Origin of the sequence: Corynebacterium sp. Marseille-Q4381 (genome assembly GCF_036881695.1) — a bacterium.
GTDB lineage: Bacteria > Actinomycetota > Actinomycetes > Mycobacteriales > Mycobacteriaceae > Corynebacterium.
Window position 1 is genome coordinate 48,691 of the sequence record NZ_JBAJNR010000006.1, and the last position, 12,424, is coordinate 61,114.

Here is a 12,424-nt window from a genome sequence, read left to right on the forward strand (position 1 = left end):
GTACGTTTGGGGCTTATGGCTGTGCGCATTGTGCTAATGGGCGTGTCCGGCTGCGGGAAATCCACCGTCGGCCCCGTGGTCGCGAGCGCGCTTGGCGTGCCGTATCTCGACGGCGACGCGCTGCACCCGCCCGCAAACATTCAGAAAATGGCGCAGGGCATTGCGCTTGTCGACGCCGACCGCATCCCCTGGCTCACCGACATTGCCGAACACCTCGCCGCAGGCAGCGAAGGTGCCGTAGTGGGATGCTCGGCGCTGACCAGGCGCTACCGCGACATCATCCGCGCCCGCGTGCCCAATGTGGTGTTTGCGCACCTTGACGGCCGCGAGGACGTCCTGCGCGCGCGTCTGGGAGCCCGCGAGGACCACTTCATGCCGGCGTCGCTGTTAGATTCCCAGCTAGCCACGTTGGAGCCGCTAGCCGACGACGAGGCGGGTGCCGTCTTCGACATCGAGCTGCCGGCTGCGGAGATCGCCCGCCGTATCGTTAAATGGGTGACATGAGTACGCCACACACTGCAGGAATTGCCGCCACCTTCGACTGGGATCTCGCCGAGCGCTACGGCGAGATCCTCGCCTTCGGCGCCCGCGAACGCGGCGAGGACGCCGTGTCGGTGCCTGGGCGGTTATCGGAGAACCCGTTCCTCACCGGCGTCATGGCCAAGCACATCACGATGGGTATTCAGAAGACGGGCGTGGACGGGCAAGCGGTGTTGGCGCCTGCGTCTGCCGGCGAGCGCGCGCTTCGCGAGCACGACCTCATCCCCTTCGAGATGTCCATCAAAGACGGCAACCTCGCCCGCGTGCAGGTCGGCGTTTCTGAGGGCGCGGCGGGTGCTGAGCGTGTGTTGCGCGACGAGTGGGGCTTTTCCGGCTTCGTCTCTGAAGACGCGCCCGCCGAGGTTGCCGCCGGCTACGAGGACGAGCTCGCCGCCATAACCGACCGCACGGTGGTGCTTTTGGACAACGCTGCGGGTCTGTTGCCGCTGGATCCCGCGTCTGCGAGTTCGGTGGTTATCGTCGGTGCTTCCGACTTGGCGGAGCATCTGCGCGCTGCACTTGCGGAGCTCGGCGCTGACGCTGATGTGCGCGCGGCAGGTGCTGATAGTGATGTTGATGCGGCGGGCGCTGTTGTGGTCGTGGACTGCGCGGATTCTTCGGAACTTCGGCGGTTGGGTGGGGCTTTGGCGGTGGTGGGGTGCTTTGGGGCGTCGGCAAGCAATGCCCCTGCCGTTGTCCGGGCGCTGACTGGTGCTACGAACCCCTCTGCGAAGCTGCCGCTCGCGTTGCCTGGTTACCCGTTTGGGGCCGGCGGCAGCTACACCACGTTTGAGCTTGGCCGTCCCGAGGTCGCTCGCGAGGTGCGCCGCGGCGACGACATGTTTGTCGTGCGCGTTGACGTGACGAACACGGGCGATCGCGCGGGTGCTGAGGTCGTGCAGATCTACGTGGACATTCCTGGTCAGCCGGAGCGTCGTTTGGTCGGGTTCCGCAGCGTCGAGGTTGCTGCCGGTGCTTCCGAGACCGTCGAGATCGAGATGGGCATCGATTGGCCCGACCATCCGTTTAGCGTCTGGGACGAGGATGCGCGCGAGTGGGTGACGCCGCGGGGCACGCACGTGCTGCACGTGGGGACGTCGTCGGTGGACACGCCGCACGCGCTTGAGGTGGAGCTTTAGGCGTGTAGTTCCTTGGCGTCGAACCGCGAGCGCGGTTCCACCAGCAGGTTCTGGCACTGAACCAGCGGCAACTCGGGGAGGTCGCGCTCGCGGACTTCGGTGACGATGTCGAACATCGACCCTGCGAGGTGGGTCAGGCGCTCTTTTGGTTCTTGGTCCGCGAGCGCCGCGTAGAGCGCCGTCGCGAGATCGCCCGCGCCGACCACGTTGCCGCCGAGTCGCGGCGTTTCGGTGAAGTAGGTGCTCTCGGGGGTGATGTCGAGCAGCCCGAGGGCGCCCGGCTTGTCGGCGGCGACCGAGGTGACCAGCGCCGTGTCTTTGAGGTTGCGCGCGGCTTCTGCGGTGGCTGCCGGGGAGTCTAGGTTCTGGCCCGTGAGGAGCGAGAGCTCCCACTGGTTCGGGGTGATGGCGTCCGCGAGCGGGATGAGGCGCTCGCGGAAGACATCGGGGATCTCGGGCGCGACAAACGAGCCGATCTGCGCGTTGCCGATGACGGGATCGCAGATGTAGCGCGCGTTGGGGTTGGCGTCTTTGATGCGCGTCACCGCGTTGTGGACGACCTCAGCGAGCTCCGCCGAGCCCAAATACCCCGAGACGAAGACATCTACCTGCGGGTACGCGAAGGCGAAGCCGTCGAGGATGCCGGCAACCTCGACGGGTGTCATCACCGGCCCACCCCAGTCCGGGTACTCCGTGTGGTTGGAGAAGTTCACCGTGTAGACGGGCCACACCTCGTGGCCCAGGCGCTGCATGGCGAAAACGGCGGCGGAGTTGCCCACGTGGCCGTATGCCACGTGCGACTGCAAGGAGACGATGTTCACGGCTCGATCATACGAACCGGCCGGATTGCGCCGCGCATAATCCGCTTGGAACGACCCGCATATGGTCACCGCCAGATGGTCACCAGTAAGTGGTGACCGGCAAAAGGTCATTAGCCGAGTAGCTGGCACCCGCGGGGACGCGGTGCTGTCGGTTAATGACCTTCTTCCAGCAACACTTTGCTGGTGACCGTGTGGAAGAACATCTCCACCGTAAGCCAGTCAGAGAAACGATCAGCGTGTCACCGAGGCTAGAGATGGGGCATGAGGTGGGCGTCGAACAAGTTCTCACAGGCATTTCTTAGGAACGCACCATTGATTCGTACGTGAGTCCAGCGTTACAGTAGCCACACTTCTGTGAGCTTGGACATACTCGTCCACTGATCTGGAAAGGATTACAGTGCCCATTTACGAATTCAAATGCGTCGATGGACATGTCACCGACATGCAGCTACCGATGTCGAGCGAGACGCGTGAGATCAACTGCCCGGACTGCGGGTCGCAAGCACGCCGGTTGATCAGCGCACCGTCGGTACGCCGTGTTGATGCCGGCCTGGCCAGTGCCGTGGAAGCGACACAGAAGAGCGCGTACGAGCCGCAAGTGGTCTCGTCGCTACCCAGCGCTGGCAATGCGCGCGTCACGAAAGTGACGCACAACCCGCAGCACGCGAAATTGCCCCGCCCCTAACCAACCCCTCAAGGAGGCACTGCAATGCCAAAGAATCTCTTCCCCCTCGACTCATCCAAACGCTTCGCCGATCAAGAAATCGTCGGTCACAACCGTTGGCACCCCGACATCCCGCCGGCGGTGACCGTACAACCTGGCGACACCTTCCGTGTCGATTGCCGCGAATGGTTCGACGGTTTCATTAAGAACGACGACTCTGCCGACGACATCCGCGACGCGCCGATGAACCGCGTCCACGCGCTTTCCGGCCCGTTCCGCATCGAGGGCGCGAAGCCCGGTGATCTGCTCATCGTCGACATCCTCGATGTTGGACCGATTCCGCAAGAGGAGGGCGAGCTCGCGGGCCAGGGATGGGGCTACACAGGAATCTTCGCCAAGAAAAACGGCGGCAGCTTCCTCACCGATCAGTTCCCCGACGCTTATAAGGCCGTGTGGGACTTCACCGGGCAGACCGCAACGTCGCGCCACGTCCCGGGGGTGAGCTTCACCGGTATCATCCACCCCGGCTTGATGGGCACTGCCCCATCTCACGAGCTGCTCAGCAAGTGGAATAAGCGCGAGGGCGAGCTCATCGCTACCGATCCCCACCGCGAACCGCCGCTCGCACTGCCGCCGGAGCCAGACGAGGCCATCTTGGGCACACTGACTGGCGAGGACTTCGACCGGGTCGCAGCCGAGGGTGCGCGCACCGCCCCGCCGCGCGAAAACGGCGGCAACCAGGACATCAAGAACCTGTCCAAGGGCACCCGCGTGTTCTACCCCGTCTACGTCGACGGCGCGAATTTCTCCGTTGGCGACCTGCACTTCTCTCAGGGCGACGGCGAGATCACCTTCTGCGGCGGCATTGAGATGAGCGGTTACATCGATATTCACGTCGACATCATCAAGGACGGCATGAAAAAGTACGGCGTGGAGGAAAACGCCATCTTCATGCCGGGCAACGTGGAGCCGCGGTACAGCCAGTGGTTGGCGTTCTCCGGTACGTCTGTCACCCTCGAGGGCGAGCAGCGCTACCTGGACTCCCAGCTGGCGTACCAGCGCGCCTGCCTCCACGCCATCGACTACTTGACCACGTTCGGCTGGTCCCCGGAGCAGGCCTACCTCCTCCTCGGCGCCGCGCCGATCGAGGGCCGCTTCTCCGGCGTGGTGGACATCCCGAACGCGTGCGCAACCGTGTACTTGCCGACGGAAATTTTCGACATCGACATTCGCCCAGGCGCGGGCGAGACACCGAAGATCGACCCGGGCATCGGTGCGCCGCGCTCGAGCTTCTAGCGGTCGGCGCGGTGCAGAAAGCTGGAGTTGTAGGTCCAGGTGTGTATAGCAACCTGCCCACTTGGGGTTTTGAGGGAGAACTACAACTGTAGACCTACAACTCGGGAGAAACAGGCCCGGCTGCGGCCTAAGCTACAGCGCCTCGACGGTGAACTGCTTTGCCGGGTTGGCGAAGAACTCCTGGGACTCCACAAGCTTGAGTTCCCTTGAGTCGGCCTCGTGGGTGAGCTTCAGCATGTCGTAGACGCTCGAGGCGGTCTTGGCCAGCGCGTCAGCGGCGTCGCGGGAATCCAAGTAGTGGCCGGTGAAGAGGGCGGCGGTCACGTCGCCGGAGCCGTTGCGCTTGAACGGCAGGCGCGGGGTGCGCACGATCCACTTGCCGCGGTCGTCGACGGCGATCATTTCGATGACGTCGTCGCCGGCGGTTTCCGGGCGCTCAACGGAGGTGACGAGCACGATTGACGGGCCCATCTCCCGAGCGGCGTTGACGGCGGCGAGGGTGGAGTCGAGATCGGTGACGTCGCGCTCGGTGAGGTAGCCCAGCTCGAACTGGTTGGGGGTGATGAGGTCCGCGACCGGCACCACGCGGGAACGCAGCAGCGGCGGGATGGTGTCCGCGACGTGGCAGCCCGACTTTGCGTTGCCCATCACCGGGTCGCAAGCGTAGATGGCAGACGGGTGCTGCTCCTTGACACGGGCGACGGCGTCGATGATCACGTCGGCAATGTCGTCGCCGCCCTGGTAGCCGGAGAGGACAGCGTCAACGCTAGCAAGCGCGCCGCGCTCGTCGATGCCGTCGATGACGGCTGCGACGTCCGAAGCCGGGATCATTGGGCCCTTCCACGCGCCGTACCCGGTGTGGTTGGAGAAGTTCACGGTGTGCACCGGCCACACCTCGTGGCCGATGCGCTGCAGCGGAAAGACGGCGGCGGAATTGCCGACGTGCCCGTACGCCACGTGGGACTGGATGGAGAGAATGTTAGCCATGGGGGTTATTGTGCCCCCGCAGGTCTAACCCTCTTGTATCGGGGCGGGTTCGTCCGCGGGCACCGGCACCTCAACGAGCACGGAACGGGTCTTGACGCGGCCGCGGCGGTCGCGCCCGCCCTCGGCGGTGTAGGACACCCCGTCCATCGTGATGGACGAACCAGGCAACGGCACACGCCCCAACTCGTAAGACAACAGGCCCGCGACGGTGTCGACGGAATCGCGCACTTCGTCGTCGTACTCCAGCTCGTAATCGAGGTGGTCGGCGAGGTGGTCCACGAGGTCGTCCAGCGGCAGGCGCGCCTGGACGCGCATGAGGCGCTCGTCGATGTGCTCGATTGGGGCGACCTCGTCCTCGTCGTACTCGTCGGTGATTTCGCCGACGATCTCCTCGAGGAGGTCCTCCATGGTGAGGAGGCCGGCGACGGTGCCGTACTCGTCGATAAGCACTGCTATGTGGGTGTTGACCCGCTGCATCTCTTTCAGCAGCACGTCGAGCGGCTTGGAGTCGGGGACGAAAAGCGGTTCGCGCACCACTTTGGTGACGGCGGTGGACGGCTCGATCGGGGTGCCGCCCTCGCCGAACATGTCCTTGAGATACGCCACGCCCACGACGTCATCGACGTCCTCGCCGATCACCGGAACGCGCGAGTGGCCGGAGCGCACCATCAAGCGGGTGGCCTGTTTCGCGGTCTTGTCGTGCTCGATCCAGATCATCTCGGGGCGCGGCACCATCACCTGGCGGGCGTGGGTGGAGGCGAGGTCGAAAATGTTCTGGATCATGCGGCCCTCAGTGGTTTCCACCACGCCCTGCTCCTGGGCGATGTCGACCATCTCCCGCAGCTCAACCTCTGTGGAGTACGGACCGTCGCGGAAATCCTCGCCCGGGTGGAACAGGTTGCCCACGCGGATCAACAGCCCGGAGAGAGGTCCCAGGATGGTGTGGAACGCGACCAGCCACTGCGAGGCCTTGAGCGAGATCGAGTACGGGTTGCGCTTGCCGGCAGTGCGGGCGAAAACGCCGATGATGCCGAACTGCAGCAGCGTCACCACCGCAATCGCAGCGGCGATTGCCCACGCGTCTGAGTCGATGAGGTCCATCGCTAGCATCGCGGCGAACACGGCGGCCACCACGTCCAAGATGGTGTGCAGCATGACCAGCGTGTTGATGTGGCTCGCGCGGTTGTCCACCACGCGCAGAAGCGACTGGGAACCGCGGACGTCGTCTTTGACCATGTTCTCCACGCGCGCCCGGGAAATCGGGGCGAGCGCGGACTCAACCGAACCTAAAAGCCCCGAAAGCAGAAGCGCGATCACCGTGGTGAGCGCGTACGCGACGGTCGCCTGCACCTACTGCCCCGCCTTCATCTTGCGGTCGAGCTCGTCGCGGTCGGCGGCCGAGGGGAAGGCGTGCGCGCCCGTGGGCTTCGGCTGGTACTTCACCCCGCGGGAAGCGAGCGAGTCGTACCACTCGGCCAAGATCTCGTTCTGCAGCGCGAACATCTCGCGCTCGTCCTCCGGCGCGACGTGGTCGTACCCCAGAAGGTGCAGCACACCGTGGACGGTGAGCAGCGCCATCTCGTGGGCGAGGTCGTGGCCTGCCATTTCGGCCTGCTTGCGGTCGTAGGCCGGGCACAAAATGATGTCGCCGAGCATCGCGGGACCCAAGTCCTTGGCGTCGGGGCGCCCGCCGCCCGGGGTGAGCTCGTCCATGGGGAAGCTCATCACGTCGGTGGGGCCCTCGAGGTCCATCCAGCGGACGTGGAGGTCGGCCATGGTGGCTTTGTCCACGAGCGTGATGGTGGTCTCGGTGTCGGGGTGGACGTCCATCGCGGTCAGCGCGTAGGAGCACACGTCCACGAGCATCTCTTCGTTGACGTCGGCCTCGCCGGACTCGTTCAGTACTTCGATGCTCACTTGGTGTCCTCCCCGGCAGCGTCGTTAAGCTCTTGCTCCCTCTCGCGCTCGATCTCGCGCTGGCGCTTCTCGTAGCGCGCGGCGTTCTGCGCGTCGTGGCGGTCGTAGGCGGCGACGATGCGCGAGATCAGGTGGTGGCGCACCACGTCGTCGGCGTGCAGTTCTTGGAAGTTAATGCCCTCGATGTCGCCGAGGATGCGGCGCGCGACGCGCAGGCCGGAGACGGTCCCGCGCGGCAGGTCCACCTGGCTCACGTCTCCGGTGACCACCATTTTGGAGCCGAAGCCCAGGCGGGTCAAAAACATCTTCATCTGCGCGCCAGTGGTGTTCTGGGCCTCGTCGAGGATCACGAACGCGTCCGACAGCGTGCGGCCGCGCATGTACGCCAAGGGCGCGACCTCAATGATCCCGGCCTCGATGAGTTTGGGGATCATCTCCGGGTCCATCATGTCGCGCAGCGCGTCATACAGCGGGCGCAGGTAGGGGTCGATCTTGTCGCTCAACGTGCCGGGCAGAAAGCCCAGCTTCTCCCCCGCCTCGACGGCCGGGCGGGTGAGGATAATGCGCTTGACTTCTTTGTTCTGCAGCGCTTGGACGGCCTTCGCCACCGCAAGATACGTCTTGCCAGAGCCGGCGGGGCCGATGCCGAAGGTGATCGTGTTGTCGTCGATCGCGTCCACATAGCGGCGCTGTCCGGCAGTCTTCGGGCGGATCACCTTGCCCTTTCGCGCGACGATCTCCGCGCCGAGGATCTCTGCGGCGGACTCGGGCGCGTCGGTCTCCATGATCCGCACGGCGTGCACCACGGTGTCGGAGGTCACGGGAACGCCGCGGCGCGCCATCGACTCGAGTTCATCTAGAACGCGCAACACGTGCGCCACGCGGTGGTCCTCGCCGCGCACGGTGACGGTGGTGCCGCGCGCGTGCACGTCCACCCCAAGGTTCTGGTTGAGTACCCGCAGGTTCTCATCGTTGATCCCGAGGACGGATTGCGCGTACGCCGAATCCAGATCGATCTTGCGGGTAACAAGTTCTTCCATAATGCCACTCAGACTACCAGCGAGCTGTTCTCACTCCGATCGCGCAGAGCCCGGCAAACGCGGCACTCGCCGTGCGTAGAACCTCGGGCCCGAGCTTGACCGGGGTGCCGCCGATCAACTCCAGCTCGTCCGCGCCGATGCCGCCCTCCGGCCCGACGACGAGGAAGAGCTCGTCCGCAAGGTCGACATCCTTTAAAGAGACGGTCGCGTCCTCGTGCAGCACAAGCTTTTGCTTGTCGACGCCCCCCAGCCACCCCGAGCCCACCGGCATCCCAACTTCAGGAATCCATGCCCGGCGCGACTGCTTCGCGCTGGCGACCGCCTGGTTGCGCCACTTCTCCACCAGCTTGGCCTGCTTGTTCTCGGGCCAGCGGGCGATGGTGCGGTGTGAGATCCACGGCAGGATCTCGTCGGCGCCGGCCTGAACGGCGAGGTCGACGGCAAGCTCGGCGCGCTCCGACTTCGGAATCGCCTGCACCACCGTCACGCGCGGCGTGGGCGCCGGCACCACCTCCTCCGCAATGACGTCTCCGCGCAGCTGCGACTTGGTGGTGTGCGTGACGGTGACGGTGGTGGTGAGCCCGTGACCGTCGGTAAGCACGATGCGCTCCCCCACCTCGATGCGTTTGACGTGCGCGTGCTGGGCTTCCGCACCCTCGAGCACGCCGGCGCGCGGGTCGGGTGAGACGAAGTACGGCAGCGACACTAGCGGCGGAACCGATCGCGCATCCGGGAGAAGAAGCCCTCGTGCGCGGGGCCGTCCTCCGTGTGGACCTCGGTGTTGTCAGCGCTGCCCTCGCGCAGGTCGCGCAAAGCGTCGCGTTCCTTGGCGCTCAGGTCAGTCGGCACGACGACCTGCACCTGCGCGACCAGATCGCCGAAGCGGTCGGTGCGGATCTGCGGCATGCCCTCGCCGCGCAGCGTGATCGCATCGCCAGGCTGGGTGCCGGCGGGAACCTCGATCAGCGTCTCGCCGCCTGCGAGGTTCTCCACCGCGATCTCGGTGCCCAGCGCCGCGTCGTACATCGGCACGTTCAAGCGCAGCAGCAAGTCGTTGCCGTCGCGCAGGAAGTACGGGTGCGGCTCGGTCTGGACCTCGACGTAGAGGTCGCCGGCCGGGCCGCCGCCGTGGCCGACCTCGCCCTGGCCCGCCATGCGGATGCGCATGCCGGAAGCGATGCCCGCCGGAATGTTCACGGTCAGGTCGCGGGTGGCGCGCACGCGGCCGTCGCCCGCGCACTGGCGGCACGGGTCGGTGATGATCTCGCCGTAGCCGCGGCACTTCGGGCAGTCGCGGGTAGTCATCACGTTGCCCAAGAACGACTGCTGGACTTCCTCCACCGAGCCGGTGCCGTGGCAGTAGTCGCAGGTGACTGGCTTCGACTCGGTCTCGGAGCCGGTGCCGTGGCACTTGTCGCACACCACGGCGGTGTCGACGGCGACGGTCTGCTTCACGCCGGAGTAGGCCTCGGCGAGCGTGACGGTGGTGCGCAGCAGGGCGTCGTTGCCCGGCTGCACGCGCGAACGCGGCTGGCGGGTTTGGCCCCCGCCGCCGAAGAAGGCCTCGAAGATGTCGCCCAGGCCCCCGCCGAAGCCGCCGCCCATGCCTCCAGCAGCCTGGTCCATTGGGTCGCCGCCGCGGTCCACGATGGAGCGCTTCTTCGGATCCAGCAGCACCTCTTGCGCCAACGAAATCTCCGCGAACTTCTCCGCGGCCTCCTCGGACGGGTTCACGTCCGGGTGGTACTTGCGCGCCAGCTTGCGGTACGCCTTCTTAATCTCCTGTTCGGTGGCCTCCCGGTCGACGCCGAGAATGCCGTAATAATCCCGAGCCAAAATCCTTTTCCCTCCTACTCGCCGCGGAGAATGCGGCTGATGTAGCTCGCCACCGTTGCAACCTTTTGAATGGTACTCGGGTAGTCCATGTGCGTCGGACCGACAACCCCTAAGCCACCAAGCGCCTCGGCGCCAGCTCCGTACGCTGTAGTAACAACGCTGGCGCGGGATAATTCCTCGTCCTCGTTCTCGCTGCCGATGCGTACGGAGACGTGCTCGAGCTCCTGCGCGCTGGCGAGCAGCTTCAGCACCACCACTTGCTCCTCCAGCGCAGCGATGACGGAGTTTAAGTCGCCCGCACCGTAGAGGGTGAGGTTGCCGGCGCCGGCGATTAACAGCCGGTCGGAGGTGGTGGCCACCAGCGTGTCGATCAGCACCGCGGTGGCGCGGCGGGCGGCGGCCTGAATTTGCGCCGGCGCCCGAGTGGGAAGCTCGGCCAACGACTCCGCGGCCTCTTTGAGCGTCTTGCCGTCAAGCACCTCATTGAGCAGGGTGCGAAGAACCCGCACGCCCTCGTCGTCCAACGGCGCGTCGAGTTCCACGTTGCGCTGGTCCACGCGGCCCGAGTCCGTGATCAGCACGAGCAACAGGCGAGTCGGGGTGAGCGCGACCACCTCGCAGTGCTTGACGCGGCTGACGTTCAGCGTGGGCAGCTGGACCACGGCAGCCTGGTTCGTCAGCTGCGCGAGCAGGGTGACGGAGCGGCGCAGCACGTCCTCCATGTCCACCCCGGAGTCGAGGAAGGTCATGATCGCGCGGCGCTCGGCGGACGACAGCGGCTTGACGTCGTGCAGCGCGTCCACGAACGCGCGGTAGCCGGCCTCGGTGGGGATGCGCCCTGAGCTCGCGTGCGTCTGCTCGATGAAGCCCTCGCTCTCGAGCACGTTCATGTCGTTGCGGACTGTCGCCGGGCTGACCTTTAAGTTGTGGCGCTCCACCAGCGCTTTGGAGCCGACTGGTTCTTGGCTGGCGATGTAGTCGGCGACAATCGCCCGCAGCACTGCCCTTCGTCTCGCATCAGCCGCACTCATGGGCTACAGGGTACCGTCCGCGGTTGCGGGTGGTTCTTGGGCGAGGATGTCGGTGACGATGCCGTCGACAAGCAACCTGCCCTTGTCCGTGACTTTGAGCCGCTCGCCGCGGGTGACAAGTCCGAGCCGCTCGTGTTTTTCCGTGGGCGCGGTGACCAGCGCCGACGGGATGCCTTCTTTGAGGCGCAGGCCCAGCATGACCGCCTCGAAGTGCCGGATGTCGTCGGTGAGCTCTTCGCGCTCGGCGACGGGCAGCTCGCCAGCAGAAAGCACGTCGGCATAGCGCTCCGGGCGCTTGACGTTGTAGAAGCGCTGCTTGCCGACGCTACTGTGCGCCCCCGGACCCGCGCCCCACCAACTGCCGCCGCGCCAATACAAAAGGTTGTGCTCGCACTCGCCGCCGGGCTTGGCCCAGTTGGACACCTCGTACCAGTCGAAGCCGTTCTCCTCGAGCGATGCTGCGATGAGCTCGTAGCGGGTGGCGTAGACCTCCTCGTCCGGCTCCGGCAGCTGGCCTTTGCGGATCTTGCGGCTCATCGCCGTGCCGTCCTCCACGATCAGGCTGTAGGCGGAGACGTGGTCGACGGGCGTGGATAAAATGGCGTCGAGGGTTGCGCGCACGTCGTCGTCGGTCTCGGTCGGCGTGCCGTAGATCATGTCCAAGTTGATGCGCGCAAAACCCGCCTCGTGCGCTTCGCGCGCGGCGGCGGTGGCGCGGCCTGGGGTGTGGCGGCGGTCCAGCACTTTGAGCACCGGCGTGGAGGCCGACTGCATGCCCAGCGACACGCGGTTGAAGCCGTGGCGCAGCAGGCCCTCGAAGTAGGCGGGGCTGGTGGACTCCGGGTTGGATTCGGTGGTGATCTCCGCGCCCGGTTTCACGCCGATGGTGTTGCGCGCGGCGGTGAGGATGCGGCCCAAACCGTCGGCGCCGAGGATGCTGGGAGTGCCGCCGCCGATGAAGACGGTGTCGGCGGGACCGAAACCCTGGGATGCGAGAATCGGCGCGGCGAGCTCCAACTCGCGCTCCAACGCGTCGAGGTACGTCGCGTGGGACGTGTCCACCTCGGTTGGCGTGTAGGTGTTGAAGTCGCAGTACCCGCAGCGCGACGCGCAGAAGGGGACGTGGATGTAGATGCCGAAACCGCTCACGCCT

Annotated in this window: 13 protein-coding genes; 4 read left to right on the forward strand and 9 right to left on the reverse strand. The window is 65.8% G+C overall.

Features of this window, described 5'->3' with window-relative positions; translation table 11 throughout:
* The first annotated feature begins 15 nt into the window (after positions 1–15).
* Both V6D40_RS06315 and V6D40_RS06320 read left to right on the forward strand, forming a co-directional pair.
* Entirely contained in the window at positions 16–504 is a 489-nt protein-coding gene (locus V6D40_RS06315) for a gluconokinase (protein ID WP_334289517.1), read from the forward strand.
* Positions 501–1,679, forward strand: coding sequence for a fibronectin type III-like domain-contianing protein (locus V6D40_RS06320; protein WP_334289518.1), 1,179 nt, complete (start codon positions 501–503; stop codon positions 1,677–1,679). Before V6D40_RS06315 ends, V6D40_RS06320 begins: the two co-directional genes overlap by 4 nt.
* On the opposite strand, the gene pdxY (V6D40_RS06325) is transcribed toward V6D40_RS06320, so the two are convergent.
* Entirely contained in the window at positions 1,676–2,500 is an 825-nt protein-coding gene (gene pdxY / locus V6D40_RS06325) for a pyridoxal kinase (protein ID WP_334289519.1), read from the reverse strand. The two genes, V6D40_RS06320 and pdxY (V6D40_RS06325), sit on opposite strands and share 4 nt — an antisense overlap.
* A 397-nt stretch (positions 2,501–2,897) precedes the next feature.
* Between pdxY (V6D40_RS06325) and V6D40_RS06330 the strand changes: the two genes are divergently transcribed.
* The gene (locus tag V6D40_RS06330; RefSeq protein ID WP_334289520.1) at positions 2,898–3,185 is read left to right on the forward strand and encodes an FmdB family zinc ribbon protein; all 288 of its coding nucleotides are present in this window, start codon (positions 2,898–2,900) and stop codon (positions 3,183–3,185) included.
* A 24-nt stretch (positions 3,186–3,209) separates the two neighbouring features.
* Complete coding sequence (fmdA, locus tag V6D40_RS06335; protein ID WP_334289521.1) at positions 3,210–4,460, forward strand: formamidase; 1,251 nt, start codon at positions 3,210–3,212, stop codon at positions 4,458–4,460.
* 132 nt (positions 4,461–4,592) lie between these two features.
* Here the strand turns inward: fmdA and pdxY (V6D40_RS06340) are convergent, their stop codons facing one another.
* Genes pdxY (V6D40_RS06340) through hemW form a run of 8 tightly spaced genes read right to left on the reverse strand, consistent with a single transcriptional unit; the run spans position 4,593 to position 12,420 of the window.
* A complete protein-coding gene (gene pdxY / locus V6D40_RS06340) occupies positions 4,593–5,447 on the reverse strand; it encodes a pyridoxal kinase PdxY (RefSeq protein ID WP_334289522.1) in 855 nt (284 codons plus the stop codon).
* A 24-nt stretch (positions 5,448–5,471) separates the two neighbouring features.
* Positions 5,472–6,797, reverse strand: a complete 1,326-nt coding sequence (locus tag V6D40_RS06345) for a hemolysin family protein (RefSeq protein ID WP_334289523.1) — start codon at positions 6,795–6,797, stop codon at positions 5,472–5,474.
* Positions 6,798–7,364: an rRNA maturation RNase YbeY gene (gene ybeY / locus V6D40_RS06350; protein WP_334289524.1), complete on the reverse strand. Its 567-nt coding sequence runs from the start codon at positions 7,362–7,364 to the stop codon at positions 6,798–6,800.
* Complete coding sequence (locus V6D40_RS06355) at positions 7,361–8,404, reverse strand: PhoH family protein (RefSeq protein ID WP_334289525.1); 1,044 nt, start codon at positions 8,402–8,404, stop codon at positions 7,361–7,363. Before V6D40_RS06355 ends, ybeY begins: the two co-directional genes overlap by 4 nt.
* A gap of 13 nt (positions 8,405–8,417) precedes the next feature.
* The gene (locus V6D40_RS06360) at positions 8,418–9,110 is read right to left on the reverse strand and encodes a 16S rRNA (uracil(1498)-N(3))-methyltransferase (protein ID WP_334289526.1); all 693 of its coding nucleotides are present in this window, start codon (positions 9,108–9,110) and stop codon (positions 8,418–8,420) included.
* Entirely contained in the window at positions 9,110–10,240 is a 1,131-nt protein-coding gene (dnaJ, locus tag V6D40_RS06365; protein ID WP_334289527.1) for a molecular chaperone DnaJ, read from the reverse strand. The genes V6D40_RS06360 and dnaJ overlap by 1 nt, the downstream gene beginning before the upstream one ends.
* Positions 10,241–10,254: 14 nt before the next feature.
* Positions 10,255–11,271 (reverse strand): heat-inducible transcriptional repressor HrcA, encoded by a 1,017-nt coding sequence (gene hrcA, locus V6D40_RS06370; protein ID WP_334289528.1) that lies wholly within the window; start codon positions 11,269–11,271, stop codon positions 10,255–10,257.
* Positions 11,272–11,274: 3 nt separating this feature from the next.
* Entirely contained in the window at positions 11,275–12,420 is a 1,146-nt protein-coding gene (gene hemW, locus V6D40_RS06375; protein ID WP_334289529.1) for a radical SAM family heme chaperone HemW, read from the reverse strand.
* Positions 12,421–12,424 lie beyond the last annotated feature (4 nt).

Coding starts and splice junctions, on each gene's coding strand:
- fmdA (WP_334289521.1), top strand. CDS start 3,210: ATGCCAAAGAATCTCTTCCCCCTCGACTCATCCAAACGCTTCGCCGAT.
- V6D40_RS06315 (WP_334289517.1), top strand. CDS start 16: ATGGCTGTGCGCATTGTGCTAATGGGCGTGTCCGGCTGCGGGAAATCC.
- V6D40_RS06355 (WP_334289525.1), bottom strand. CDS start 8,404: ATGGAAGAACTTGTTACCCGCAAGATCGATCTGGATTCGGCGTACGCG.
- pdxY (WP_334289522.1), bottom strand. CDS start 5,447: ATGGCTAACATTCTCTCCATCCAGTCCCACGTGGCGTACGGGCACGTC.
- V6D40_RS06320 (WP_334289518.1), top strand. CDS start 501: ATGAGTACGCCACACACTGCAGGAATTGCCGCCACCTTCGACTGGGAT.
- hrcA (WP_334289528.1), bottom strand. CDS start 11,271: ATGAGTGCGGCTGATGCGAGACGAAGGGCAGTGCTGCGGGCGATTGTC.